The organism is Kordia algicida OT-1, assembly GCF_000154725.1.
Lineage (GTDB): Bacteria > Bacteroidota > Bacteroidia > Flavobacteriales > Flavobacteriaceae > Kordia > Kordia algicida.
The window spans coordinates 603,569-629,657 of sequence record NZ_DS544873.1; the positions used below are offsets into that span (position 1 = coordinate 603,569).

24 protein-coding genes and 1 other RNA gene are annotated in these 26,089 nt (G+C 34.5%); 18 read left to right on the forward strand and 7 right to left on the reverse strand.

The window, feature by feature from the left end; genetic code table 11:
* Positions 1-280: 280 nt before the first annotated feature.
* Positions 281-2,113 carry a phospholipid carrier-dependent glycosyltransferase gene (locus tag KAOT1_RS21795; protein WP_007093155.1) on the forward strand — a complete coding sequence of 611 codons (1,833 nt, stop codon included), beginning with the start codon at positions 281-283 and terminating at the stop codon, positions 2,111-2,113.
* 3 nt (positions 2,114-2,116) lie between these two features.
* On the opposite strand, the gene KAOT1_RS02725 is transcribed toward KAOT1_RS21795, so the two are convergent.
* The 3 genes from KAOT1_RS02725 to KAOT1_RS02735 all read right to left on the reverse strand — a co-directional run bounded on the left by KAOT1_RS02725 (position 2,117) and on the right by KAOT1_RS02735 (position 7,080).
* Positions 2,117-2,761, reverse strand: coding sequence for a DUF4136 domain-containing protein (locus tag KAOT1_RS02725; RefSeq protein WP_007093156.1), 645 nt, complete (start codon positions 2,759-2,761; stop codon positions 2,117-2,119).
* A 141-nt stretch (positions 2,762-2,902) separates the two neighbouring features.
* The gene (locus KAOT1_RS02730; RefSeq protein WP_007093157.1) at positions 2,903-5,374 is read right to left on the reverse strand and encodes a TonB-dependent receptor; all 2,472 of its coding nucleotides are present in this window, start codon (positions 5,372-5,374) and stop codon (positions 2,903-2,905) included.
* A gap of 5 nt (positions 5,375-5,379) precedes the next feature.
* Complete coding sequence (locus tag KAOT1_RS02735; protein WP_007093158.1) at positions 5,380-7,080, reverse strand: M23 family metallopeptidase; 1,701 nt, start codon at positions 7,078-7,080, stop codon at positions 5,380-5,382.
* 184 nt (positions 7,081-7,264) lie between these two features.
* Between KAOT1_RS02735 and KAOT1_RS02740 the strand changes: the two genes are divergently transcribed.
* The 5 genes from KAOT1_RS02740 (at position 7,265) to KAOT1_RS22650 (ending at position 10,497) form a co-directional block, all read left to right on the forward strand.
* The gene (locus tag KAOT1_RS02740) at positions 7,265-7,555 is read left to right on the forward strand and encodes a hypothetical protein (RefSeq protein ID WP_007093159.1); all 291 of its coding nucleotides are present in this window, start codon (positions 7,265-7,267) and stop codon (positions 7,553-7,555) included.
* 20 nt (positions 7,556-7,575) lie between these two features.
* Positions 7,576-7,866 (forward strand): cell division protein ZapA, encoded by a 291-nt coding sequence (locus KAOT1_RS02745; protein WP_007093160.1) that lies wholly within the window; start codon positions 7,576-7,578, stop codon positions 7,864-7,866.
* Between the two features lie 63 nt (positions 7,867-7,929).
* Positions 7,930-8,056, forward strand: a non-coding RNA gene (gene ssrS, locus KAOT1_RS22270) — 6S RNA.
* Positions 8,057-8,608: 552 nt separating this feature from the next.
* Positions 8,609-10,180: a ribonuclease Y gene (rny, locus tag KAOT1_RS02750; protein WP_007093161.1), complete on the forward strand. Its 1,572-nt coding sequence runs from the start codon at positions 8,609-8,611 to the stop codon at positions 10,178-10,180.
* 146 nt (positions 10,181-10,326) lie between these two features.
* A complete protein-coding gene (locus tag KAOT1_RS22650; RefSeq protein WP_157560010.1) occupies positions 10,327-10,497 on the forward strand; it encodes a hypothetical protein in 171 nt (56 codons plus the stop codon).
* A gap of 65 nt (positions 10,498-10,562) precedes the next feature.
* Here the strand turns inward: KAOT1_RS22650 and xerD are convergent, their stop codons facing one another.
* Positions 10,563-11,459 (reverse strand): site-specific tyrosine recombinase XerD, encoded by an 897-nt coding sequence (gene xerD / locus KAOT1_RS02755; protein ID WP_007093163.1) that lies wholly within the window; start codon positions 11,457-11,459, stop codon positions 10,563-10,565.
* Positions 11,460-11,628: 169 nt separating this feature from the next.
* Between xerD and KAOT1_RS02760 the strand changes: the two genes are divergently transcribed.
* The 5 genes from KAOT1_RS02760 to KAOT1_RS02780 all read left to right on the forward strand — a co-directional run bounded on the left by KAOT1_RS02760 (position 11,629) and on the right by KAOT1_RS02780 (position 14,927).
* On the forward strand, positions 11,629-12,159 hold the full coding sequence (locus tag KAOT1_RS02760) for a hypothetical protein (RefSeq protein ID WP_007093164.1): 531 nt from the start codon (positions 11,629-11,631) through the stop codon (positions 12,157-12,159).
* Between the two features lie 175 nt (positions 12,160-12,334).
* On the forward strand, positions 12,335-12,865 hold the full coding sequence (locus KAOT1_RS02765; RefSeq protein ID WP_007093165.1) for a hypothetical protein: 531 nt from the start codon (positions 12,335-12,337) through the stop codon (positions 12,863-12,865).
* Between the two features lie 201 nt (positions 12,866-13,066).
* On the forward strand, positions 13,067-13,699 hold the full coding sequence (locus KAOT1_RS21800) for a porin family protein (protein WP_007093166.1): 633 nt from the start codon (positions 13,067-13,069) through the stop codon (positions 13,697-13,699).
* Positions 13,700-13,784: 85 nt separating this feature from the next.
* On the forward strand, positions 13,785-14,201 hold the full coding sequence (gene aroQ, locus KAOT1_RS02775; protein WP_007093167.1) for a type II 3-dehydroquinate dehydratase: 417 nt from the start codon (positions 13,785-13,787) through the stop codon (positions 14,199-14,201).
* 3 nt (positions 14,202-14,204) lie between these two features.
* Entirely contained in the window at positions 14,205-14,927 is a 723-nt protein-coding gene (locus KAOT1_RS02780; protein WP_007093168.1) for a Dph6-related ATP pyrophosphatase, read from the forward strand.
* 228 nt (positions 14,928-15,155) lie between these two features.
* On the opposite strand, the gene KAOT1_RS02785 is transcribed toward KAOT1_RS02780, so the two are convergent.
* Together KAOT1_RS02785 and lpdA are read right to left on the reverse strand one after the other, a co-directional pair.
* A complete protein-coding gene (locus tag KAOT1_RS02785) occupies positions 15,156-15,455 on the reverse strand; it encodes a DUF3817 domain-containing protein (protein WP_007093169.1) in 300 nt (99 codons plus the stop codon).
* Positions 15,456-15,517: 62 nt separating this feature from the next.
* On the reverse strand, positions 15,518-16,909 hold the full coding sequence (lpdA, locus tag KAOT1_RS02790; RefSeq protein WP_007093170.1) for a dihydrolipoyl dehydrogenase: 1,392 nt from the start codon (positions 16,907-16,909) through the stop codon (positions 15,518-15,520).
* A gap of 501 nt (positions 16,910-17,410) precedes the next feature.
* Between lpdA and KAOT1_RS02795 the strand changes: the two genes are divergently transcribed.
* Positions 17,411-19,192, forward strand: coding sequence for a vWA domain-containing protein (locus KAOT1_RS02795; protein ID WP_007093171.1), 1,782 nt, complete (start codon positions 17,411-17,413; stop codon positions 19,190-19,192).
* Between the two features lie 1,030 nt (positions 19,193-20,222).
* Here KAOT1_RS02795 and KAOT1_RS02800 read toward each other — a convergent pair.
* On the reverse strand, positions 20,223-21,851 hold the full coding sequence (locus KAOT1_RS02800) for an acyl-CoA carboxylase subunit beta (RefSeq protein ID WP_007093172.1): 1,629 nt from the start codon (positions 21,849-21,851) through the stop codon (positions 20,223-20,225).
* Positions 21,852-22,019: 168 nt separating this feature from the next.
* On the opposite strand from KAOT1_RS02800, the gene KAOT1_RS02805 reads away from it, so the two are divergent.
* From KAOT1_RS02805 to KAOT1_RS02830, 6 genes are all read left to right on the forward strand, one after another.
* Positions 22,020-22,382 (forward strand): DoxX family protein, encoded by a 363-nt coding sequence (locus tag KAOT1_RS02805; RefSeq protein WP_007093173.1) that lies wholly within the window; start codon positions 22,020-22,022, stop codon positions 22,380-22,382.
* 15 nt (positions 22,383-22,397) lie between these two features.
* On the forward strand, positions 22,398-22,934 hold the full coding sequence (locus KAOT1_RS02810; RefSeq protein WP_007093174.1) for an NADPH-dependent FMN reductase: 537 nt from the start codon (positions 22,398-22,400) through the stop codon (positions 22,932-22,934).
* A gap of 57 nt (positions 22,935-22,991) precedes the next feature.
* On the forward strand, positions 22,992-23,420 hold the full coding sequence (locus tag KAOT1_RS02815) for a (4Fe-4S)-binding protein (protein ID WP_007093175.1): 429 nt from the start codon (positions 22,992-22,994) through the stop codon (positions 23,418-23,420).
* 24 nt (positions 23,421-23,444) lie between these two features.
* Entirely contained in the window at positions 23,445-23,885 is a 441-nt protein-coding gene (locus KAOT1_RS02820) for a MarR family winged helix-turn-helix transcriptional regulator (protein ID WP_007093176.1), read from the forward strand.
* Positions 23,886-23,950: 65 nt separating this feature from the next.
* Positions 23,951-24,808 (forward strand): pirin family protein, encoded by an 858-nt coding sequence (locus KAOT1_RS02825; RefSeq protein ID WP_007093177.1) that lies wholly within the window; start codon positions 23,951-23,953, stop codon positions 24,806-24,808.
* A gap of 377 nt (positions 24,809-25,185) precedes the next feature.
* Positions 25,186-25,902 carry a pirin family protein gene (locus KAOT1_RS02830; RefSeq protein WP_007093179.1) on the forward strand — a complete coding sequence of 239 codons (717 nt, stop codon included), beginning with the start codon at positions 25,186-25,188 and terminating at the stop codon, positions 25,900-25,902.
* The last annotated feature ends 187 nt before the right edge of the window (positions 25,903-26,089 follow it).

Genomic DNA, 26,089 nt, shown 5'->3' on the forward strand with positions numbered 1-26,089 from the left:
GCAGAAACAAGTCTAATAGCAAAGTTTCCAAAGTCGAACTTTATAATTGAAGATTTAAAAGCAATAAGTTTATTCATAAAAGAACATGCTTCTTTATGTATCACAACTTAAAATCGAAATAACCTTGAATCATTGAATTTTTAAATCTTTTAATTGAGCGAAGCGAACCTAAACGCAAAGCGAGTTCAATGTCGGACTCGCTTTTTTTATGAAAGTATTGGCATTATCTTTATATTGAGAACGATTTTAAGATATAATCATCTGAAACGCTAAAACGATAATGTTAAAAACCATTCTTTCAAATCGTATCTTTATTAGCATTAGTTACATTAGTATACTGTTACTTGCTTTTCTCAAAATTTACAGTAGTATTTTTGATGAAAAAATAAGCCTTGTTGGTGACAATGCAAGTTACTATATTTTAGGAACTGCCATTGCAAATGGAGAAGGTTATACAAACATTCATCACAAAGAAAAAGAAGCACATTACCACTATCCGCCAGGATATCCACTTTTGATTGCTGGTGTTTCAAAAGTATTTTCAAACGACATTATTTCAATAAAAAATTTCAATGGAATATTACTTTTCGGATCAATTCTATTGCTATTTTTCCTTGTAAAATGTCTCACAGAGAACAATAATATTGCATTTGCGGTAAGTTTTATTACGTTACTCAACTATCATATTTTGGAATATTCCACAATCATGATGAGCGAAATTCCGTTTCTATTTTTCTCGTTAGTTGGAATTCTTCTCACTTTAAAAATAGATTTTTCAAAACCAGTATTTAAAAACGGACGTTTTGTGTTATTGGTCATTTGCGTCACTTTTTCATTCTACATTCGTTCTGTCGCGTTGGCGTTACTAATAAGTATTGCTTTTTTCTTACTGCTAAAAAAACATTGGAAATACCTATACAGTTTCATAGGTGGTTTTGCCCTCTTATATTTTCCGTGGATGCTTCGCAATTGGAATGCCGTAGGAAATACGTACGTTTCGCAACTATCTTTAAAAAATCCGTATCAGCCTGAACTTGGAACGGTGAGCTTTTCAGAAATAATAGACAGAATTATTTTAAATCTCGAAAGATACATTACCAAAGAAATACCTTCGGGTTTGGTACAAGTTGGTGACATTATATACGATGATGTGGCAGTGCCAATAATAATATGGTTTCTCGGGTTTTTGCTCTTAGGTGGAATTGCTTTCGGAATCTACAAACTGCCAAAATTCAGAATCTTGATAGCATCGTACATCCTCGCTTTTTTTGGTTTACTATTGTTATGGCCAAGTGTTTGGTACGGAACACGCTTTTTAGTACCTATCATTCCTTTGCTACTCTTTCTATTGATTTTTGGGATACTGCAACTTTTGATGCTACTACGCAAAAAAGTAGCTTCACGACGAATACGCTATTTTGTTCCTGTGACAATGGTGCTGATCTTAAGTATTTGGACTTTTGCCTATGGAAAACAGTCAATTCCAAAATTAAAGGAAAAAGCGGCAGGTGTTTATGCCAACAACTATAAAAACTACTTTGAAATAGCGAAATTAATTAACAAAAAAGCTTCTGAAAATACCGTGACTAGCGTTCGAAAGGAAGGATTATTCTATCTCGTATCCGAAAAATACGTAACAGGTTTTCAAAAAACGCTAGATCGTGAAGCGCAAATTGAATACTTAAAAAGTAAACATGTCAACTATGTAGTAGTAGATCAATTAGGTTTTTCTGCGACCAGCAAATATTTGGTTCCTGTAATAGATCGCTATCCGAATAAATTCAAAACAATTTTAGAATTGAAAAATCCCAACACATATCTGATGGAATTTTTGCCAGACTTAGGATATACTGGCGCATGGGAAAACGATAAAAGAAATGGTTTTGGAACATATCTTTGGGAAGACGGACAAAAATATGAAGGCTTTTGGAAAGATGATGTGCGACATGGCAAAGGAACCGTTTTCTTTAAAAATGGTGAAAATCTTTCAGGTGTTTGGACGAATGGCAAACTTAACGGAGAAGTCATCAAAAAAGACAAAAACGGAATCGTTATTGAAAAAAGCAACTATCAAAATAATGTAAAAGTAGAAGTGATAGAAGAAGTGAATTAACGATCAAAGCTTCTCCTCATACGGAAACTTTCTACTCGCTTTTCGCATCATCTTATCAATAATTGCTGAGGTATTTTTTCCAGATTTACGATTGATGGTTTTTTCATAACGCCACAATAACTTTCCTGTATTTTTATCACTTAATTTAATAATGATTTTTCCGTAATCGGACTTTCCTTTTAAAAAGGTAATCAGGTCAAAAGATGTATCAACTTCCTTTGAAAGTAATAGGCGAGACGTCAGCGAACCATTAATAATTGCATCTACTTTTAAAATTTTACACAATTCTTGCGGAGCGTAAATATCAATATTTTCAGAAGTAATATTCTCTTTCGTTAAAATACGATTGGTTGTATTGATATCCTGAAATTCAATTTTGAGTTTCTTTTTACGTTTTCTATTCAAAAAATAACTTTCCAACGCTTGTTGTACGGCAATACCTTCTTTTTGTTCGAGCTTGTCAATCTGTTCTTTACTGTAAGATTTTACTTCTGTTTTCAGTTTTAAAGTTGTTTGAAAAGGAAGAATTGCAATAATTTTATGATCTTTTGAGAGTTTTTCAAACTTGTCACTCACATAAATCTTCTTTTGCGCGTTGCTTTGTTGAATTCCGAAGAATATAATGATAATAAGGAGTAATTTTTTCAAAATAATGTTCTTTTCAATTTCAAATTACAGTTGTCTTTTTTTAGTTATGAGTTATGAGTTATGAGTTATGAGTTATGAATTATGAGTTGTGAGTGAGAACTAATCCCTAATCCTTAATCCCAAATCCCTAACACCTAACACCTAGAATCGCATGCCCATCTTTACGTTAAACACACGACCTGTCAAGAAATTTGGGATTCCAAATTGACGTTTTGTATACACATCTCGAACCCAAGTATTGGTAATTGAGTTTTGCACATCAAACACGTTAAAAATCTCAAAACCTACGTTGAGTTCTTTAAATGCAGACAACCATCCGCTGTCAAATTGCTTGTCTTTATCCACCAATACATACGAGAAACCTACGTCTGCACGTTTGTAATCGGGCAATTTGCTTTGAAATAAATACGGATCAGCATAACTTGGTGATCCGCCAGGCAATCCTGTATTATACGTTAAATTTAAATACAATTTTAAATTCGGAATCTTTCGCATATAATCTTGAAACAACACTGCAAATTTTAAGCGTTGATCGGTAGGTCTGCTAATATATCCACGATTATTGATGTTTTCCTCTGTTTTTAAATAGCCAAAACTTACCCAACTTTCAGTTCCTGGTACAAATTCACCATTCAAACGCATGTCAAAACCATACGCATACGCTTTTGCCACATTATCTGCACGGTAACGAATACGGACGTTTTCAAGTGTATACGCATTTACGTCTGATAAATTTTTATAATAGGCTTCCGAAGTTAACTTAAAAGGTCTGTCCCAAAGTTTAAAACTGTAATCATTTCCCAAAACGACATGAATGGACTGTTGTGCTTTTACATTCGGATTTACAACACCATCAAAACCTCGTAATTCCCTGTAAAATGGCGGTTGGTGGTAAAATCCTCCTGACAAACGAAACAACATATCTTGTTTCCAATTAGGTTTAATAGCAAATTGCGCTCGCGGACTTACTACAGCTTGTGTTTTGCTTTCAATTCCATCACCATTTATCGTCCAACTATGTGCGCGAACTCCAATATTGGTGTATATTTCGTGTTCGCCAAGCATCGATTGTTTACTCCATTGAGCAAATCCTGAAACGCGATCAATTTGTGTATTATTTCGAGCACGAACCGATTGAAAAGGTTCCAATGGACCTTCAAAAGCATCGTATGGCTGATTGTTTGAAAATTGTGGTAATGGCGGACGAATAGAAAAACCAGCAGAATCAATCACTTCCCATTCAATCAAACGATCACGAATGTCTTCATGTGTATACTTAATTCCCCAATCTATTTGATTATCGTCGCCTTCTATTTCATATGTTCCTTTGTGTTCTACATTAAAAATGAGCGCATCTAAGTCGTTACGACCGTGATTTAACTGCGAACCAATTCCTTCGCTAAATTCAACATTTCCTAAATCTTGATCGCCAATATTGGTATTTACTTCTCCCAAACGATATTGTGCAAAAATATCAAAATGTTCCTGTTCTGTGGTGTGATATGCAGAAGCGATAAACTTCAATGTAACATCATCATTCAAAAAATAATTTGCTTTCAAGGCTCCAAAATACGTTCGGTAACGATCTTCTTCCTGACCTTCATAAAACACCAATAATGCTATCGGATCTTGCAAAGTTCCGAAGTTGGTTTGGCGTGTTAATGGTTCGTAATCATAATCGTTAAACGCTACATTTCCTAAAAAGTTTAGGTGAAACTTGTCTGAAAATTTATATGTTACATACGTTTGAAAATCAACAAAACGCGGTCTAAAATTGGTTTCCGTTTGTTTACTATTTACCAACAAACTATTGTCGCGAAAGCGAATTCCAGAAATGGTCGAAAATTTACTGTCTTTACTTGATGTTTCAATAGAAGCACTTCCGCCAAGAAGACTCAGATTTACACGTCCGCCAAAGCGAACAGGTCTTTTGTAGGTAATATCTAATACAGAAGAAAGTTTGTCGCCAAATTTTGCTTGAAATCCACCTGCGGAAAAATCTACATTTTGTACCAAATCGGTATTTACAAAACTCAAACCTTCTTGTTGTCCTGAACGAATTAAAAACGGACGATATACTTCAATTTCATTCACATACACTAAGTTTTCGTCGTAATTTCCACCACGAACCGAATATTGTGTACTTAATTCGTTGTTGTTATTAATTCCAGGGAAAGACATTAATAAATTCTCTACTCCAGGATTGGCACCAGGAATCAACCGAACTGTCTCCGCGGAAACCGTTTGAATTCCTTCCACAGCTTTTCGTTTGCCAGATTCTATGACAACAATATCTATTTGTTCTGTCGTGGTAGACATGATTGGAAAAATTTCATAATCTTCTCCATTTTTCAACTTCACCGTAAACTGAATACGTTTGTGCGCAATATGCGTCATCGTTAACGTTACATTTTCGTTGGCGGGAACTACAATTTTAAAAAAACCATTCTTATTGGTTTGTGTTCCAGTGCCGACAGAAGTTTTAATATTTACGGCATCAATTGGTTGATTATTGGCATCTAAAATAATTCCTCTAACGGTTCCCGTTTGCGCAATGATAAAATTAGCAAACAATAAAAAACCGAAGAAAAACAGATATCGTATTGGTTTCAATAGTCTTAGTTTTTAATTTTTCTATAAAATGTGCTGGTAAAAGTAGTACTATTTCCAACATTATCAGTAACGATCAACTTTAAATTATGTTTTGCTTCCGTAAAAATAATGTCACTAAAATCGTAGGTGAGCATGCCTTTTTTGGCGTCATATTCAAACAAAATCCACTTCCCGTTAATAGTTCCGCGATAACTTCGCACACCAGAAAGATTGTCCGTTACTTTAATTTTTAAATATTTTTTGGAAGAAATCCACTTGTCTTTTGCAAAATTAATTGGTTTTACCTTTGGAGGAATGGAATCTTTTGCAATAAAGTACGTTCCCAAATTTTTGGTACTTGTGGTAAATTTTGCACCTTTCTTTTTGGTTCTGCTGTATGAAGGTTTCTTCTTAGAATTTAGACTTGCAATAAATAATTGTTTGCGTTCTTTGGCAGGATATTTAGAAACATCAAAAGTAATAACGAAGTTTTTGTGCGCCGCAACTTTATCATTGTGAATTTTATAGTGTCCTTTTTTATCTTTTGAAAGATCGAAATAGAAATCTTCATAAAATGTATTTTTCGGAATATACACACTTACATCACCTTCTTTAATTGAATGTTCTGCATTACGTGTGATGAAATTCTGAGTAATTTTTTCCTTTTTCTTTTGTTTGATTGGTTGTGTTTTTCCAACAATCGGAACCGTAATTGTAGTCACATTATCTTTAAAATCTTTCACTTTGAGCACTACGGTATATTCTTTTCCTTCTTCAATGTGAATGCGTCCGTTATTAACGACATCGTTATAAATACTTAGTTTGTTTGCAGGAGTTACAAAACAGCGTTGTACACGTTGCTTTTTTTCTTTAAAACGAGCATAATCAATCAATGTATTAATATATCTCGATTCGCCAAAAGAAAACTTATTAAAGGTATAACTGAAATTTTTGATGCCATTCACAAAGGTTTCTAATTGATAAATTCCGTTTTTATTGAAAGCCAAATCTTGTCGGTCGTACGAGTTAATTCCCAAGCCAATCACACCAGAAGCGTATACTTTTGAAGCGATAAAGCTATTTTTCTCCTTTGCTTTTTTCAACTGTAATTGCACAACTTTATTAGAAGCATTAATCTGAGCCGCATCAGACAACGCATAAGCAAACACACCATTTACGGTCGGATGGTGAGAATCCTTTACATCAATACCAAACAACATCGGATTCATTGGTTTGGAAGCTGCATCGCGAATTTCAAAGTGCAAATGTGGTCCGCCAGAAGAACCACTATTCCCAGAATATGCAATGACTTCTCCTTTTTTAACAACCAATTCACCTGCTTTTGGGTACAATTGTATCTCATAACTTTCTTTAGCGTATTGCTGTTTTTTCAAATATGCTTCAAGTTTTGGAGCAAGTTTCTTCAAATGTGCATATACCGAAGTATATCCATTTGTATGTGTAATGTACAAGGCTTTTCCAAATCCCCAATGCTGAATCTTAATGCGAGACACATGTCCATCACCAATGGCAAACACTTCAAAACCTTCTTTCTGTTTCGTTTTAATATCAATACCAGAATGAAAATGATTGCTGCGCAGTTCTCCAAAAGTTCCCGACAAAATAATAGGAATATCTAACGGCGATCTAAAATCGTTTTGAGGATATTTTTTTTGAGAAAAGGCAAAAGAAAAGAAAAATAGAAAAATAAAAAACAGTCTGTACATAAATCAAAAATGCGTTTGAGAAGCTAAAATAGCTAATACTTAGTTAATTTGAAATCTTTAAATTCAAAAACTACACCAAAAAAAATACGAATCTTAAAGTATTACTTTAAATAATAGTCAAAACCCTTGCGAACTAATTTTATGAATGCTAAATTTGTAACCGTATGCATTGAATAAAAATGTAATGAATAGTACTTTGAAAATCGTTGATTCTCTTGAAAATAGCGTAAGTGAGATGCTTCATAGGCTTCAAGTCTTGGAACAAAAAAATCAACAACTACGTCAAGAATTAACCAATTCAAAGGAAGAATCACAACGTTTACACGAAGAAATCTCTCAATGGGAAGAAAAGTATAATACGTTAAAAATTGCAAATTCGATGCTCGGCAGTGATAATAACAAAAAAGAAGCTAAGCTTAAAATAAATACACTAATTCGGCAAATTGACCATTGTATTGCACAATTGGCTGAATAAAAAAGATAGTTCTTTACACTATGGAAAACAAGCTCAAAATAAAGCTTTCTATTGCGGATAGAGTATATCCACTAACCATCCCAGCGAGCCAAGAAGAAGGTTTGCGCAAAGCGGCAAAAAAAATAGAAGCAATGATTAAACAATTTGAGCAAAACTACGCGGTGAGAGATAAGCAAGATGTTTTGGCAATGTGTGCCTTGCAATTTGCTTCACAAGTAGAACAAAAAGCCATCGATAAAGATACCAATCAAAAAGTACTAGAAGAAAAATTAAAAGCGCTGGACGATTTGCTAAAAGCGCAGCTTAGTTGATAATAAAAAAGTTCTTTAAAATATAAATAGGTTACTGCCTACATTGGTTTTTATTTTTGATAAACTCAACGTTAATATAATTAAAAAGAGTGAGTCATGGTTGTAAAAGCAAGCTGCTATACTAAACTTGTTTGGTATTCGAGCAGATCCTTGATCAATCTGTTAGCTCTAAACTTGTTTTTTGGAGTTTATACAAAACTCTAATCAATGTAGGCTTTTTTAGTGAAACTCAATTTTGTGAAGTCCGAAGGACGCACACAAAATTGTAAGTTGAACTAATCCCTTTGCATAAAGGGATCTTGAAGTTCGATTCTAAAATTTTTTAAGTGTTCAAAAGGCGCACAAAATTGTAAGTTGAACTAATCCCTTTGCATAAAGGGATCTTGAAGTTCGATTCTAAAATTTTTTAAGTGTTCAAAAGGCGCACAAAATTGTAAGTTGAACTAATCCCTTTGCATAAAAGGATCTTGAAGTTCGATTCGAAAATTTTTTAAGTGTTCAAAAGGCACATAAAATTGTAAGTTGAACTAATCTCTTTGAAGAAAAGAATCTTGTAGTTTATGTGAAGATTTTTAAGTGTTCAAAATACAAACATAAAATTACAAGTAGAACCCAAAAATTACACTTTTAGTTTGCGAATGTTGCAACACAATCATCAAACTAAAAGTTGAACAAATTCACTGAAAAGTGAATGCTAAGGTTTTTACCTTAAAAAATGAATACATAATTAAGACGACAGATGATGGATAATATGACAATCATAATTGCAGTCGCCGTTGGCGCGATTGGTTTAATCATAGGCTTTGCCATAGCAAAAAGTTTGGAGAAAAAACAAGCTTCAAAAATCATTGAAGAAGCCAAAAAAGAAGCTTCTTCAGTATTAAAAGATGCGAAAGCAAATGCCGAAAATGTGAAGAAAGACAAAATTCTTCAAGCCAAAGAAAAATTCCTCGAACTAAAAGCAGAACACGAAAAATTTATCTTATCGAAAGATAAAAAAATGGCAGAAGCTGAAAAGCGCACACGCGATAAAGAATCTCAAATTTCTAGCGAATTATCGAAGAATAAAAAGATCAATCAGGAATTAGAATCTAAAGTAAAAGATTACAATTACCGATTAGATTTTATTGAAAAAAAGAAAACGGAAGTAGAGCGTTTGCACAAAAGTCAAATAGAACAATTGGAAGTAATTTCTGGTTTATCTGCCGACGAAGCCAAAGAACAATTGGTTGCCTCTTTAAAAGAAGAAGCAAAAACAGACGCAATGAGCTATATTCAAGCAAAATTGGAAGAAGCAAAAATGACTGCGCAGCAAGAAGCGAAAAAAGTTATCATCAATACCATTCAACGTATAGGAACAGAAGAAGCCGTAGAAAACTGTGTTTCTGTATTTAATATAGAATCAGACGATGTAAAAGGACGTATTATTGGTAGAGAAGGACGAAATATTAGAGCTTTAGAAGCGGCAACTGGAGTTGAAATTATTGTGGATGATACACCAGAAGCCATCATTTTATCATGTTTTGACTCAGTTCGTAGAGAGATTGCACGTCTATCATTACACAGATTGGTTACTGACGGACGAATTCACCCAGCACGAATAGAAGAAGTCGTAAAGAAAACACGCAAGCAAATCGATGAAGAAATCATTGAAGTAGGGAAGCGTACCGTAATCGATTTAGGAATTCACGGTTTACATCCAGAGTTGATAAAAACGGTTGGTAGAATGAAATATCGTTCTTCTTACGGACAAAACTTATTACAACACTCGCGTGAAGTAGCGAAGCTTTGTGGCGTGATGGCTGCCGAATTAGGATTGAATCCGAAATTGGCAAAAAGAGCAGGATTGCTACACGATATCGGAAAAGTGCCAGACACAGAAACCGAAGTGCCACACGCAATTTTAGGAATGCAATGGGCAGAAAAATACGGTGAAAAACCAGAAGTATGCAATGCCATTGGAGCGCATCACGATGAAATAGAAATGATTTCGTTATTATCGCCAATTGTACAGGTTTGTGATGCTATTTCTGGAGCAAGACCAGGCGCGCGTCGTCAAGTATTAGACAGTTATATTCAACGTTTAAAAGACTTAGAAGACATTGCATTTGGATTTAGCGGAGTGAAAAAAGCATACGCAATTCAAGCAGGTAGAGAATTACGTGTAATTGTTGAAAGCGAAAAAGTAGATGATGCAAAAGCTGCGGAATTGTCATTTAACATTTCACAGAAAATTCAAACGGATATGACTTACCCTGGACAAGTGAAAATTACAGTTATTAGAGAAACAAGAGCTGTAAATATTGCCAAATAAGCAGTAAAATAGCCTCAAGAAATTATAAAAACGTGAATACTAAAGTTTTCTTAACTACGGTATTCACGTTTATTGTTTATGGCAAACCAATGACGAAATGATATTATTTATGGTTAATTTTAAGTATAACCTAAATAAAGCCTGACATGTTAAAGAAAATCTTGAATCTAACTGGCGTAGATGCACTTACGAAAATTGACCAAGTGCAAGCCAATGGAGGAAAAGAATCCTCCGTAACATCTTCTTTTATGTGTTACTGTAATAGTGTCTTTGTAGGGGAAACAAGTTCCGTAAAGGAATGTTGGAAAACCTGTTAATACAGAAAATAGTAATGCTGAAAAAGGAAAAGCAGAAATCTTTGAAGAAAAGGTTTCTGCTTTTTTTATGTTCTTGGATGATATTTTTCCATCACTTTTGCCAAATGACTTCGATCGACATGCATGTAAATTTCTGTAGTGGTAATGCTTTCGTGTCCCAACATTAATTGTATAGCACGTAAATCGGCACCATTTTCAAGTAAATGTGTCGCAAACGAATGTCTGAACGTATGTGGTGAAATGTTCTTTTTTAATCCTGATTTCTCTGTCAAACGTTTCACAATCGTAAAAATCATCACACGTGTCAATTGTTTTCCGCGTCTATTTAAAAAAACCGTATCGCCAAACTCAGGAATGTAAGGAACATGTTGTCGTTGTCCTTGTATATAAAGATTGATGTATTTTTTGGTGATGCTACTAATAGGAACAAAACGTTGTTTATCACCTTTTCCAGTGACTCTGATGAAACCTTCGTCAAAAAACAAATCAGAAATCTTAAGATTGACTAATTCGCTCACGCGCAAACCACAACCATATAAAGTTTCAATAATGGCTTTATTGCGATGTCCTTCATTTTTACTCAAATCAATCGCAGCAATCAGTTTTTCAATATCTTTTAGTGCAAGTGTATCAGGTAATTTTCTACCAATCTTTGGCGCTTCAATCAGTTCAGTAGGATTGTCTTTTCGATAATCTTCAAAAACAAGATAATTAAAAAAGCTCTTTAATCCAGAAATAATTCGTGTTTGCGAACGTGCATTTAACACCTTTGCTATTTCGTATATAAATTGTTGCACAGTAGCTTCATCAATTGATAAAGGCGAATGATTAATTGCATTATTTTCCACAAATCGAATGAGTTTTTCAATATCGTGCGAATAATTTACAATTGTATTTTCAGACAAACCACGTTCAATTCTTAAAAAGTGCTGAAAATCTCTAAGTGTATGCGTCCATTTCATGGGTAAATTCTTACATTCTTAACAAAAATATGTTAAAAATTAAACAATTGATAGTCAGTTTGTTATAAAAAAGGTTGCTTTAAATTATGTTAATAATTAGTTAACAAATGTAGCTTAATTTACAAAAAAGTAGTTCTTTTGCACTGAATTAATTAAAAAACTATTTAAGATGAAAAAAATTATTTTAGCAGCTGTAGCTGTTTTTGGATTCGCTTTCGCGGCAAACGCACAAGACGGTGACAAAGCAACAGGGCAAACAGCAAAAGGAAAGTGGTTAATTGAAGCTAACACAGGAAATGCTGTATTAGGAACTACTGGAATCTACTTTACTTCAGTTGATGGAGAATCTACTTTTAACATTGGTTTAGATGGTGGATACTTCGTAATGGACGATTTAGCTATTAAAGCTGGTCTTGGTTACGGATCTAACTCTGCAGCTGATACGAATATCTTTTCGTACCGTTTAGGAGCTAAGTATTATGTAAAAAGCATGATTCCTGTAACACTTGACTTAACTGGATCTTCTATTAAAGATGCTCAAGAAAACCCAATGTGGTTAGGAATTGGAGCTGGTTACGCTTGGTTTATTGGAAACAATGTTTCTATCGAGCCAGGACTTCGTTACAATGTTTCTTTGAATGAAGATTTTACTGACGAAGGAGTTTTACAATTCAACGTTGGATTTGCTTTACACTTCTAAGAAAGTTTAAACAAACAATAGTATATACAAAAAGAGGAAGCTTGGCTTCCTCTTTTTTAGTTTAGAAGGTTTTTTAGTCGCTAAAAACGGATTGAGTCAAAAGAAAATCTGTTTGAACAAAGCATTTTTACTGTATTTCTGGAGTTTTGTACATCAATAATAAAAATTTATAATAATGAAAAAAATTATTTTAGCTGTAGTAGCTTTGGTTGGTTTTTCGTTTGCCTCACATGCACAAGACGACGATACAACTAGAATGCAAACTGCAAAAGGTAAATGGCTAATTGAAGCCAATACAGGAAATGAAACATTAGGAAATACAGGTATTTATTTTTCAAATCAAGATGGTGAATATATCTATAATGTTGGTTTTGACGGAGGATACTTTATCGCGGATGATTTGGCGCTTAAATTCGGTTTAGGATACGGAGGAGACTCAGAAACAGACTTAAACGGATTTTCCTATAGAGTAGGAGGTAAATACTATATTGCTAGTAAATTTCCAATAACACTTGATGTTACTGGTGCAAAAATTGACAATCAGGATGAAAATCCTTTTTGGTTAGGAATCGGCGGTGGATACGCTTGGTTTATTGGAGATCATATCTCTATTGAACCAGGAGTTCGTTACAATGTATCTTTAAATGAAGATTTCACAGATAAAGATAGATTTCAGATAAACATCGGATTCGTAGTTTATCTATAAAATAAAAATATACATAACAGACAAATGTAAGTTGAAAGTGGAAGCGTAAGGACCTTCCACTTTTTTTATGACTCATCATATTATAAATAGGGAGCTTTTAAGCTTCTTTTTTTATTAATAAATGATCCACGAAACATTAACATTTCAAACTATTTTAATACTTTCGCAGCTTCATTAACAAAAATTAAAACAGATTAAAACATGAAAAAATTAGTAGCATGCATTGCATTGGCTTTTATAAGTCTTTCGCAATTACAAGCGCAAGACAAAGGAACAATTGAAATTGGAGCTATTGGAGGAATCAACTTTGCGACAGTATCTGATATTCAAGGAAATGCCGCAAAAACGAGAGTTGCTTTTAACTTTGGTGCTTCTGGAGAATACTATTTCTCAGATCGTTGGGGAATTAAAACAGGACTTATTTATGACTCAAAAGGTTGGGCAGATGGTTTTGTGGAAAGTTTTAATAATACTGGTGACCCACAAATTTCATCAGCAGATTTTAAATTAAACTACCTAACAATTCCTGTTATGGCAAACTGGCACTTTGGAAGCACTAGAAAGTGGTATTTAAACTTTGGAGGATATGCAGGTTTTTTACTAAATGCGGAAGAAACAGCGTTTGGAAATGATGTAAAAGATGGACTTACGAGCACAGATTTTGGTTTGGCACTTGGAATAGGTTACAAATTTCCAATTTCAGACAAAGTAAAATTATGTATTGAATATCAAGAACAATTTGGTTTGGTAGATATTTTTGAAAACAATACAGGTGACGCTGTTACCAACAGAAGAAGTAGTTTTAATATTGGCGCCTTGTTCAATTTAGATTAAATTTCTTCACATAAAATAATACAAAAGGAAGCTTCGGCTTCTTTTTTTGTGTTTTGAAATTCGTATTTTTACCAAAACAATAGCCATGAATATCATTATCATCAATGGTCCAAACTTAAATCTACTAGGAAAGCGCGAACCAGAAATCTACGGAAGTGCTACGTTTGAAGATTACTTTAAAACGCTTCAAACTGAATTTTCAGAAGCTACACTAAACTATTATCAGTCAAATGTAGAAGGCGAATTGATTAACAAATTACACGAAGTTGGTTTTGATTATGATGGCATTATCCTAAACGCTGGTGCTTACACTCATACTTCTATTGGTATTGGCGATGCTATCAAAGGAATTACGACGCCAGTTGTAGAAGTTCATATTTCCAATACATTTGGCAGAGAAGCTTTTCGCCATCAATCGTATATTTCACCGAATGCAAAAGGTGTTATTTTAGGTTTTGGTATGCAAAGTTATCAATTGGCAATTCAGAGTTTTTTAGCTTAATTTATGAAAAAAGCATACTTCAATTGGAGCACAGGAAAAGATTCTTCGCTGGCTTTATATCATGTCTTACGACAGAAAGAATACAACGTAACACAATTAGTCACTACCGTAAACAAAGACTACGAACGCGTGTCTATGCACGGTTTGCGAGAAGCACTACTGGATGCACAAGTAGAACGCTTGCAGATTCCGTTGCAAAAAATATACTTTCCTGCGCAAGTTACCATGTCCGATTATGATGAAACTATGCACAGCGCAATGCAACAATTAGTTACACAAAATTTCACTCACGGAATATTCGGAGATATTTTTCTAGAAGACTTACGAAAATACCGTGAAAAAAAACTGCAAGAAGTTGGTATTACAGGAGTTTTTCCATTGTGGAAACAAGATACCAAAGCTTTATTAAAAGAATTCATTTCTTTAGGATTTAAAGCCATTACGGTTTGTGTAAATGCGAAACATTTAGATGAATCATTTGTGGGAAGAATCTTGGATGAAAGTTTTATCAACGATTTGCCAGAAACGGTTGATCCTTGTGGAGAAAATGGAGAATTCCATACGTTTGTCTTTGATGGACCAATTTTTTCATCACCAATAGATTTTAGTATAGGCGAAAAAGTGTTAAAAACCTACACACCATCAGAAAAAGAGGAAGACGCTTGTGCTTCAGACACTTCTGATTGGGATACTGCTTTTTGGTATTGTGATTTAATCCCTAAATAACGGAAAACTCTTAAAAATTAACGTTTCTCTGTGAAAACTTTAGTTAAGTTTTGGCATTTACTTAAGAACAAATTAAGACCTCTCTAAGCTATATTTGAGTGTGAAACCAAACGAATGGTTTCGTGCAATTTTTTCATAGCTGAAGGTGGGATATCAGTTATTAGGTTGGTTGAGGGAAAAGTCATTCAAGAAATTGGATGGCTTTTTTATGTTTTTAAATTTTCAAAATTATCTATCTCTCAAATACTTTCGCTCAATATAAAAAGTAGCAAAAGGAATTAACGAAGCTACAAAGAAAATCAAGAAACGTTTAATTCCCCATTTTTGTTCAATTACGACGATCAAGGCGAGTACTACATATGCAATAAACAAAACACCATGCACCATGCCAACAATTTTATTAGGCATTAATATTTCATACATATATTTTAAAGGCATTGTTATAAAAAATGCGATATAGGAGATTCCTTCTAAAATAGCAATCCAGCGAAAGGTTTTTAAGGTTTTTGTTTCTGTGATCTGATTCATAAATCTGTATTTGAAAAGCATAAAAAAAGCCACTCAAACGAGCAGCTTTTCAATATATATTATTAAATGTGAATGACTTCATCGTACGCATCGGCAACGGCTTCCATCACCGCTTCACTCATGGTTGGATGCGGATGTACCGCTTTCAATACTTCGTGTCCTGTAGTTTCTAACTTTCTACCTAAAACGGCTTCTGCAATCATATCAGTTACACCTGCACCAATCATGTGGCAACCTAACCATTCACCATATTTTGCATCAAAAATTACTTTTACAAAACCTTCCTTATTTCCACCAGCACTTGCTTTTCCTGAAGCAGAGAATGGGAATTTTCCAACTTTAATGTCAATTCCTTGTTCTTTTGCCTGTGCTTCTGTCAAACCGACAGAGGCAATTTCAGGAGAACAATACGTACATCCTGGGATATTTCCGTAGTCTAACGCTTCTACATGCATTCCTGCAATTTTCTCTACACATAAAATTCCTTCCGCAGAAGCAACATGTGCCAAAGCTTGTCCTGGAGTCACATCTCCAATTGCGTAATATCCTGGAATATTGGTTTGGTAATAATCGTTTACTAAAATTTTATCTCTATCGGTAGCAATTCCAACAGCTTCCAATCCGATATTTTCAATATTGGTTTTAATTCCAACCGCAGAAAGTACCACATCAGCTTCCAATACTTCTTCACCTTTCTTTGTTTTTACAGTTGCTTTTACGCCATCGCCAGAAGTATCAACCGAAGTCACTTCCGCAGAAGTCATAATCTTAATACCACTTTTCTTAAACGAACGTTCCAATTGTTTAGATACATCCGCATCTTCCACAGGAACAATTTTTGGCATATATTCTACAATCGTAACTTCCGTTCCCATAGAATTATAGAAATAAGCAAACTCAACACCAATTGCACCCGATCCTACAACGATCATCTTTTTTGGTTGTGTTGGTAACGTCATGGCTTCACGATATCCAATTACCTTTTTACCATCTTGTGGCAAACTTGGTAACTCACGTGAACGCGCTCCTGTAGCAATCACAATATGTTTTGCGCTGTATTCGGTTACTTTTCCATCAGCATCTTTAACGTCTAGTTTCTTTCCAGCTTTCAAGGTTCCAAAACCGTTAATAACGTCAATTTTGTTTTTCTTCATTAAGAACTGAACACCTTTGCTCATTCCATCAGCAACGCCACGACTACGTTTTACAACAGCATCAAAATCCTTATCGGCTTCTTTTACGGACAATCCGTAATCTTCCGCATGTTTCAAATACTCAAAAACTTGTGCTGATTTCAATAAAGCTTTCGTTGGAATACATCCCCAATTTAAGCAAACGCCACCAAGACTTTCTTTCTCAACGACTGCGGTTTTAAACCCTAATTGAGAAGCTCTTATGGCAGTTACATATCCACCAGGACCACTTCCTAAAACGATGATATCGTATGTACTCATATCTTAAAATTTAGTTGTCTAATTTTCGAAGTGCAAATTTACGGAATTCTAAGGGAACTATAAACTTTCTACACTTGTTTTTGTTTAAGGGATTTGCTAGGCTTTATTCAAAAATTTAAAGATTCAACGATTCAAGGTTGTTTCAAATAACGTTTTTTAGATTTCTGGAAAAATTAGCTATTGTAGTCTGTTCTTCTTTTATAATTTTTATCAATTTACGAGAATTCAATCAGAAAGTCATTGCGACATTAAATTTGGAAGTTCCCTTTCGCATACGCTTCAGGTCGCGCTATTCGCTACAAGTCCGCGCTCGCAAACTCGCTGTGGGCTTTCCACTGCTATCGCTAACTCGATTTCAAAGCACAATTTAGTTTCAACTTCAACTTCAACTTCAATTTCAACTCCAAACTTCCCTCATTCAAACTGCCACTTTACTCAATGCTCATTTTTTAACCAAACAATCTGTGGTAGTTTCGTTACAAACTTTTAAAAACGATAAAGATGAAAAAAATACTCATATTATTAACACTTTTGATAAGTAGTCAAGCGTGGACACAGCAGATTGAAGTTTCAGGAAAAGTTACTGACGATTCAGGATTACCATTACCAGGTGGAAGTGTATTGGTAAAAGGAACGACTACAGGAACTACAACAGATTTTGACGGTAACTATAAAATTCTAGCCAACAAAGGACAAATATTAGTATTCTCTTATGTTGGATTTACTTCTCAAGAAATAAAAATTACCCAGCCAGTTGTCAATGTACAACTAAAACAAGGAGAAGCGTTAGAATGTGTAACGGTGGTAGCGTATGGAGTTGCTAAAGAAAAAAAAGCGCTTGCTTATGCCGTTAGTACGGTTCATGGTTCGAGTGTAGAAAATCGAGAATCATATAAAAAAATCAACGAAAATCGTTTTAAAAGAACTTCATTGGCGCCATTATCTACATTTTCTATTGATGTCGATAGAGCCGCATATAGTAATATTCGTAGAATGATAAACAATGGAGAAAAAATTCCGGTAAACGCTGTAAAAATTGAAGAAATGATTAACTATTTCGAATATGATTATGCACAGCCAACAGACAAACATCCCATGGTAATTCATACCGAATTGGGACAAACACCTTGGAATAAAGATACGAGATTGCTAAAAATTGCTTTAAAAGGAAAAGAAATTCCATTAGAAGAAATTCCACCATCAAACTTTACCTTCTTGATAGATGTTTCAGGTTCGATGTTTGCTCAAAACAAATTACCATTATTAAAATCAGCTTTCACGTTGATGGTAAATAAAATGCGTCCAGAAGATAAAGTAGCAATTGTAGTCTATGCTGGTGCGGCAGGAATGGTGTTAGAACCAACTTCAGGAAATAATAAGCAAAAGATATTAGATGCTTTAAATAATTTACGAGCTGGCGGATCAACGGCTGGTGGTGCAGGAATTGAATTGGCATATAAAACTGCCACAGAAAACTTCATCAAAAATGGAAATAATCGTGTAATTATGGCAACGGATGGCGATTTTAATGTGGGAGCAACCAGTGAAACTGCAATGGAAACACTCATTGAACAAAAACGCGAAACAGGCGTGTATTTATCGGTATTAGGTTTCGGAATGGGAAATTATCAAGACGATCGTTTAGAATTATTGGCAGACAAAGGCAACGGAAATCATGCATATGTTGATACGATGCAAGAAGCACACAAAATATTTGGAAAAGAATTTGGTGGAACTTTATATACGATTGCAAAAGATGTAAAATTTCAATTAGAATTCAATCCACATACCGTACAAGGTTATCGTTTAATTGGTTATGAAAACAGATTATTAAATGATGAAGATTTTAAAGACGATTTAAAAGATGCTGGCGAATTGGGCGCAGGACATACGGTAACGGCATTATATGAAATCATTCCTGTCGGTGTTGATACGAAATACTTGAAAGATGTTGATAATTTAAAGTATACAACGATGAATGTGGATAGAAAATCGTGTTCGGACGAATTACTTACAGTAAAATTACGTTACAAAAAACCAAACAAAAACCGAAGCATTCAGTTAAAAACAGTCGTAAAAGATGAAGTTGCTACAAATCCATCAAATGATTTCAACTTTACTGCAGCAGTGGCATTGTTTGGAATGCAATTGAGAGATTCAGAATTCGATAACAATACAGAACTGAATGATGTTATCGCATTAGCAGAATCGGGCAGAGGAGAAGACAAAAGCGGTTACAGAGCAGAATTCATCCGATTGGTAAAAGCTACAACCACGAAGTAATCAAGATATTTCACTCACCAAAACAAGGTGTTTACTCAATATGGGTTTCAGAATCAAGAGTAGTAACGTACTTTTAATATAGCATAAACAAAAAGGTTGGTTGTTTAGTTGTTTTGAAAAACCTAATAAATACGATTTTACAAAAAAGCTGTAAAGCGTAAGTAGGAATTCATAAAATATCACTGCATATCTATGGTATTTTAAATCTCAATTATCGAGTAAAATTCACACATATTAGGTTTTTCTTTTTTTGTTAAAAAAATCATAAAAATTTTAGAGAATGGCATAGAATTTGTGACTTTATATGGAAGCGAATCTTTGCTTTCTATACGAAATAAAGATTAGGTTATTTTAGGTTTTTTAGGGGGAAAAGGTCTGGCATTTAGGTTGCTAGGCCTTTTCTTATTTGTGGAACTTTTCTTAGTCTTGAGATTTTAGTAATGAGTATTGAGTAGTTTCAAAAAGAATTTTGATATCTATTGAAACTACTTTGTCTTCAATTATATGAATTTTAAATGCTAAATGTTGAATTTTGAATTGAAAAATAATTCCTAGGAAACGTCAAATCCACAAAAAAAATGTTACATCGAGCGTAGTCGAGATGAACCATCAAAAACAATCTAATCCAACGTTTCTAAAGTAGAACTTTTTAATTGTAGACATCAAAGGAATTAGTTCATTTGCAAATGATGTCAGAAATAACCTTGAATCATTGAATTGAGCAAAGCGAAAAAATAGGCATTAGCTTTTGGGAATTAGGTATTAGTCAAGTTCTAAGAGTAATAGGCAAATTCAGACTAAAATACGAACATACTTTGAGCGACAGCGATACTTAAATTTTAATGTGTCAATTTGAAAATGTATCAATTAGTTTCAAACAACATTCAAATTTATCTTATAAACGTATTTAGAATTAAAAACTTAGCATTTTAGATAAAAATCAAATAATGATCTCAGAAATAACCTTGAATCATTGAATTTTTAAATCTTTGAATTAAGCGAAGCGAACCAAAGAGCAAAGCGTTTCTAACTAAACCTGAATCACTCCCAAATTAAATGGTTTCTCAATCGGCGCTTGATTGGCAGCTTCAATTCCCATAGAAATCCAAGTTCGTGTATCTAACGGATTGATAATGGCATCTGTCCACAAACGCGCTGCGGCGTAATACGGAGAAATTTGTTTGTCGTAACGCGATTTTATTTTATTAAACAATTCTTCTTCTTTTTCTTTCGTAATTTCTTCACCTTGCTTCTTCAACGAAGCCGTTTCAATCTGTAACAATACTTTTGCTGCAGAATTCCCACTCATTACCGCCAATTCGGCACTCGGCCAAGCCGCAATCAATCGTGGATCATAGGCTTTTCCACACATTGCATAATTTCCTGCACCATACGAGTTTCCGATGACAATCGTGAATTTAGGAACCACACTATTACTCACTGCATTTACCATTTTGGCACCATCCTTAATAATGCCGCCATGTTCCGATTTGCTTCCTACCATAAATCCAGTAACATCTTGTAAAAACACCAACGGAATTTTCTTTTGGTTACAATTCGCAATAAATCGTGTCGCTTTATCAGCAGAATCCGAATAAATCACGCCTCCAAACTGCATTTCACCTTTCTTATTCTTTACCAACTTTCGCTGATTGGCAACAATTCCAACTGCCCAACCATCAATTCTGGCGTACGCTGTAATAATACTTTGTCCGTAACCTTCTTTATATTCATCAAACTCAGAATCGTCTACAATTCGCTTGATGATTTCTTTCATATCATATTGTTCGTGACGTGCTTTTGGAAGAATTCCGAAAATATCTTCTGGATTTTCTTTAGGTTCAGCCGCTTTCACACGATTATAACCTGTTGGCGTATAATCACCAATTTTCCCAACAATATTCTGTATCGTTGTCAAAGCATCTTTATCATCTTTCGATTTATAATCGGTCACACCCGAAATTTCACAATGTGTTGTTGCGCCGCCAAGTGTTTCATTATCAATACTTTCGCCAATAGCAGCTTTAACCAAGTAACTTCCCGCAAGGAAAATACTTCCCGTTTTATCTACAATCAACGCTTCATCACTCATGATAGGTAAATATGCGCCACCTGCGACACAACTTCCCATTACGGCAGCAATTTGGGTAATTCCCATGCTGCTCATTACGGCGTTGTTTCTAAAAATACGTCCGAAATGTTCTTTATCAGGAAAAATTTCGTCTTGCATTGGCAAATACACACCAGCACTATCCACCAAATAAATAATTGGCAATCTGTTTTCTATAGAAATTTCTTGTGCTCGTAAGTTCTTTTTTGCAGTAATAGGAAACCAAGCACCAGCTTTTACAGTCGCATCATTGGCAACTACAATACACTGTTTTCCTTGAATATAACCAATCTTAACGACAACGCCACCAGAAGGGCAACCACCATGTTCTTCATACATATCATCTCCTACAAAAGCACCAATTTCAATCGAAGATTTATTGTCATCTAGCAGAAAATCAATACGTTCACGAGCGGTCATTTTTCCTTTGCTATGAAGTTTGTCAATTCGTTTCTGTCCGCCGCCTAAGCTTACTTTTGCCAAACGATGACGTAATTGTGATACTAAAAGTTTGTTGTGATCTTCGTTTTTATTGAAGTTAATGTCCATGGTTGTCAAATTTTCCTGCGCTAAAATACAAAACAAATACCGCTATTAAAAGAATGCAAGTTTGAAAGTTTTCTTAAAAAAGTTTAAAATTAAATTACATGGAAATAGTTTCCTTGGAAACTAAAAATATTATTTGTAGCTTTGTATAGAATTTAAAAACTAACAAACATGAAAATTCAAAAAATAATATTTTACATTGCTACCGGTTTATTGTCCTTATTAATGTTATTTTCTGCAGGAATGTATATTTTTAAAAATGCAGATATCACGCAAGCATTCACAAATTTTGGATATCCGACGTATATTATTTATCCGTTGGCAATTGCTAAAATACTCGGAGTCATTGCAATATGGCAAAACAAAAGTCAAGCATTAAAAGAATGGGCATACGCCGGATTTTTCTTTGATTTAATCTTAGCCTTTTTTGCTCATTACATGATTAGCGATGGCGAACAAGGTGCTTCTGTCGTAGGGATGGTATTTTTATTAATATCTTATTATTTTGGAAAGAAAATTACACACAACTCATAAAAACAAACAACTCATATGAAAACAATTATAGCATTCGCGGGAAGTGACAGTAAAAACTCCATCAACAAACAATTGGCAACTTATGCTGCAAATTTGGTTGAAGATGTACAGGTAAAAGTTTTAGACTTAAACGATTACGAATTGCCGTTATACGGAATTGACAAAGAACAAGAAATCGGAATTCCACAGAACGCACACAAATTCTTAAAAGAAATTCAGGATTCAGACGGAATTGTATTATCATTAGCAGAACACAATGGTGCATATGCAACGGTTTTTAAAAATATCTTTGATTGGATGTCACGTATTGACGGAAAATTATGGTCAAACAAACCAATGTTGTTAATGGCAACATCGCCAGGAGGTCGCGGTGGACAAACCGTTTTAGATATTGCAAAAGGAAGATTTCCATACATGGGCGGAAATATTGTGGCTGATTTTTCATTGCCATCATTTGGAGATAATTTTTCTGAAAACGGAATTAAAGACGCCGAATTAGCACAAAAATTACAAGAAGCAACATTTGTATTAGCCAAAGCAATTTTTGAATAACAAAGACAACTTTTGTACCTTTAAAAACATTAAACAAACACTGTAAAATCAAACATCATGAAAAAACAAGAAATCATCAAAGAATACAGTAATAAAGATATTACAGTAGTTTGGAAACCAAGAACATGCACGCATTCTAAAAACTGTTGGAAAGGATTATTACAAGTATTCAATCCGCAAAATAGACCTTGGGTTGATATGGATGGCGCAAGTACGGAACGTATCAAAAAGCAAGTTGACGCCTGTCCTTCTGGAGCATTATCATACAAAAGCAAAAAAACAGGAACGGAAGAAAAAGTACACGTAGAAACAAAAGTAGAAGCCTTAGAAAATGGTCCGTTATTAGTATACGGAACGTTGCACATTACCAATTCTGATGGTACTAAAGAAAAGCGAAACAAAACAACAGCATTTTGCAGATGTGGCGCTTCGCAAAATAAACCGTATTGTGATGGTGCGCACGTAGCAGCAGATTTTAAAGGATAAACACAAAAAAATAGTGTAGCACATATGGGAGACATTTCTAAAGACATACAATCAAAATTTACGTCAGAAAAAGTGAAGGCTTTTATCAACATTAAATATACTGCCAATTGGATAAGTAGTAAAGAGAACGAATTTTTCAAACCATTCGGAATCTCGCCACAACAATTCAATATTCTCAGAATATTGCGTGGTGCAGGAAAAGCCATCAAAGTGCAACAAATAAAAGATCGTATGATTGAAAGAGCGCCCAATGCAACACGATTAATGGACAAACTTTGTGCTAAAGACTTAATAGAACGCATTCCATGTCCAGAAGATCGGCGAGTAGTGCACATTGCCATCACGGATCATGGATTAAAATTACTCAAAGAAATATCGGCAAACATGCCAAAAAATGGTTGGTTAAGCAACCTTACGGAAGCAGAAGCTACACAACTTAGTGAATTATTGGATAAAGTCCGATAAAAATTTATCTAAATATATTCCATGGAAAATATTTGAAACACAATTAAAAAGAAGAAAGGAAAAAAATGAAAGCACTCAGAAGCATAGCATACAAAGGAACAAGTGACTATGTAAATATGGGCGGAAATCTCATTCGTCAACCATTACCAACACAAGAACTCGATCAAGTAGATCCATTCTTATTGTTACATCATTACAAATACGATGTTGGTCCGTACAGTCCAGGATTATCACTCGCTCCACATCCTCATCGCGGATTTGAACCTGTAACATTTCTCTTTAAAGGAGAACAATTACACAGAGATTCTCTCGGAAATGAAGGAGTTTTAAAGGCTGGCGATGTACAATGGATGACTGCAGGAAGTGGCGTTATTCACGATGAAGGTCCAAGCAAAGAATTTGTCGGAACTATGGAAGGAATTCAACTTTGGGTAAATCTTCCAAAAAAGTTCAAAATGACAACACCAAAATACCAAGATGTCAAAGCAGCAAACATGCCGATCATTCCTGTAGAAAACGGAAAAGGACACATCAAATTAGTTGCTGGCGAACTCAACGGACAAAAAGGAGCTGCGAGTACATTTACGGAAATCAATGCGTTTATTGCAAACTTGGAAACGGATGATAACATCACCATTCCAATTCCGTCAAATCACGAACTATTAGTGTATTTACTAGAAGGCGAAACCAGAATTAACGACGAGCACACGCTAAAACTAGGGAAATTGCAAATGCTCACGTTCCAAAAAGATGGAGAAGCCATTTCGCTAGAAGCTAACAAAAACAGTACGTTGCTCATACTTTCTGGCGAACCAATACAAGAAAAAGTTTCGTCTTGGGGACCGTATGTAATGAACACACAAACGGAAATCATGGAAGCTTTGCGCGACTATCAACAAGGAAAAATGGGACATCTCTATTAAAGGCTTTAGATTTTAGTATTGATTATTGAGAAGTTTCAAAGCACTAAAAAAAATAATAATTTGGGCGTAACTCCCGAAAAAAAATCGGGAGTCGCGCTTTCGAGAGTCGCTCTCACTACTTTGAAAATAACAAGTTCACTCAGTGAAGTCGAAGTGAGGAGCTTCAACAAATCTCTCAATCGCTTACGCAATTCAAACAATATTGAGAGTTTAGTATTGAGTATTGAGAAGTTTCAAAGTACAAATCCACGAAAAACGAAAGGCGACAGTGAAGTTTATAAGTTTTACAGTTTACATGTTGAATCAAAAAGTATCGTAAACAACTTAACACAACACACAACACACAACACACAACACACAAACAAACAAACAAAAAAATGCAAACAACATATCACAAAGCAAACACAAGAGGAAAAGCAGATCACGGATGGTTAAAAAGTCATCACAGTTTCAGTTTCGCAAGCTATCACAATCCTGAGCGAATGGGCTTCGGACAATTACGCGTATTAAACGACGACATCGTAAAGCCAAAAATGGGTTTTGGGACACATCCGCATCAAAATATGGAAATCATTTCCATTCCATTAAGTGGTGCATTATCGCACAAAGATAGTATGGACAACAAACGCGCTATCACCGTTGGAGAAGTGCAAGTTATGTCGGCAGGAACCGGATTACAACATTCAGAATTCAATGACAGTAAAACTGATGAAGTCAACTTTTTACAACTATGGATTCAACCAGAAGAATTAGGCGTTGCACCACGTTACGAACAAAAACATTTTGATCTTAGCAAACGTGAAAATCAATTTCAAACCGTTGTAGCTCCAAAAGACAATACTATTGATGATGCACTTTGGATTCATCAACAAGCTTACATTTCTTTAGGAAACTTTGACGCATCGCAAACTATCAATTTCAAACTTAATAATGCTTCACACGGAATCTATGTTTTTGTATTAGAAGGTAAAATCGAAATAGACGATCAAACATTAGAAACAAAAGATGCTTTAGGTATTTGGGACACAAAAAATGTAGCAATGAACATTCAGAAGAATTCAAAAATTTTGGTTGTAGAAGTTCCGATGAACTAAACATCTAAAATACATACACAAAATGCTGTTTGAAGCGAAATGTTTCAAACAGCATTTTCAATTCATAAAACTGCAATTACAGCGCAAAAAACAAAATATCTGAAACACTTCTTAAAAAAATAACTATATTGCAATATATTATGCATGCATAATAAAAATAAACTATTCTTTTTGATAGAATTGTACT

Excerpts from the sequence above, each read along its gene's own strand:
- lpdA (WP_007093170.1), bottom strand. The coding sequence starts at position 16,909 with ATGAGTACATACGATATCATCGTTTTAGGAAGTGGTCCTGGTGGATAT.
- KAOT1_RS02735 (WP_007093158.1), bottom strand. The coding sequence starts at position 7,080 with ATGTACAGACTGTTTTTTATTTTTCTATTTTTCTTTTCTTTTGCCTTT.
- KAOT1_RS02765 (WP_007093165.1), top strand. The coding sequence starts at position 12,335 with ATGAAAAAAATTATTTTAGCTGTAGTAGCTTTGGTTGGTTTTTCGTTT.
- KAOT1_RS21795 (WP_007093155.1), top strand. The coding sequence starts at position 281 with ATGTTAAAAACCATTCTTTCAAATCGTATCTTTATTAGCATTAGTTAC.
- KAOT1_RS02825 (WP_007093177.1), top strand. The coding sequence starts at position 23,951 with ATGAAAGCACTCAGAAGCATAGCATACAAAGGAACAAGTGACTATGTA.
- KAOT1_RS02815 (WP_007093175.1), top strand. The coding sequence starts at position 22,992 with ATGAAAAAACAAGAAATCATCAAAGAATACAGTAATAAAGATATTACA.
- rny (WP_007093161.1), top strand. The coding sequence starts at position 8,609 with ATGGATAATATGACAATCATAATTGCAGTCGCCGTTGGCGCGATTGGT.
- KAOT1_RS22650 (WP_157560010.1), top strand. The coding sequence starts at position 10,327 with ATGTTAAAGAAAATCTTGAATCTAACTGGCGTAGATGCACTTACGAAA.
- KAOT1_RS02795 (WP_007093171.1), top strand. The coding sequence starts at position 17,411 with ATGAAAAAAATACTCATATTATTAACACTTTTGATAAGTAGTCAAGCG.
- KAOT1_RS02745 (WP_007093160.1), top strand. The coding sequence starts at position 7,576 with ATGGAAAACAAGCTCAAAATAAAGCTTTCTATTGCGGATAGAGTATAT.
- KAOT1_RS02800 (WP_007093172.1), bottom strand. The coding sequence starts at position 21,851 with ATGGACATTAACTTCAATAAAAACGAAGATCACAACAAACTTTTAGTA.
- KAOT1_RS02740 (WP_007093159.1), top strand. The coding sequence starts at position 7,265 with ATGAATAGTACTTTGAAAATCGTTGATTCTCTTGAAAATAGCGTAAGT.
- KAOT1_RS02805 (WP_007093173.1), top strand. The coding sequence starts at position 22,020 with ATGAAAATTCAAAAAATAATATTTTACATTGCTACCGGTTTATTGTCC.
- KAOT1_RS02830 (WP_007093179.1), top strand. The coding sequence starts at position 25,186 with ATGCAAACAACATATCACAAAGCAAACACAAGAGGAAAAGCAGATCAC.
- KAOT1_RS02820 (WP_007093176.1), top strand. The coding sequence starts at position 23,445 with ATGGGAGACATTTCTAAAGACATACAATCAAAATTTACGTCAGAAAAA.
- aroQ (WP_007093167.1), top strand. The coding sequence starts at position 13,785 with ATGAATATCATTATCATCAATGGTCCAAACTTAAATCTACTAGGAAAG.
- KAOT1_RS21800 (WP_007093166.1), top strand. The coding sequence starts at position 13,067 with ATGAAAAAATTAGTAGCATGCATTGCATTGGCTTTTATAAGTCTTTCG.
- KAOT1_RS02785 (WP_007093169.1), bottom strand. The coding sequence starts at position 15,455 with ATGAATCAGATCACAGAAACAAAAACCTTAAAAACCTTTCGCTGGATT.
- KAOT1_RS02810 (WP_007093174.1), top strand. The coding sequence starts at position 22,398 with ATGAAAACAATTATAGCATTCGCGGGAAGTGACAGTAAAAACTCCATC.
- KAOT1_RS02760 (WP_007093164.1), top strand. The coding sequence starts at position 11,629 with ATGAAAAAAATTATTTTAGCAGCTGTAGCTGTTTTTGGATTCGCTTTC.
- KAOT1_RS02780 (WP_007093168.1), top strand. The coding sequence starts at position 14,205 with ATGAAAAAAGCATACTTCAATTGGAGCACAGGAAAAGATTCTTCGCTG.
- xerD (WP_007093163.1), bottom strand. The coding sequence starts at position 11,459 with ATGAAATGGACGCATACACTTAGAGATTTTCAGCACTTTTTAAGAATT.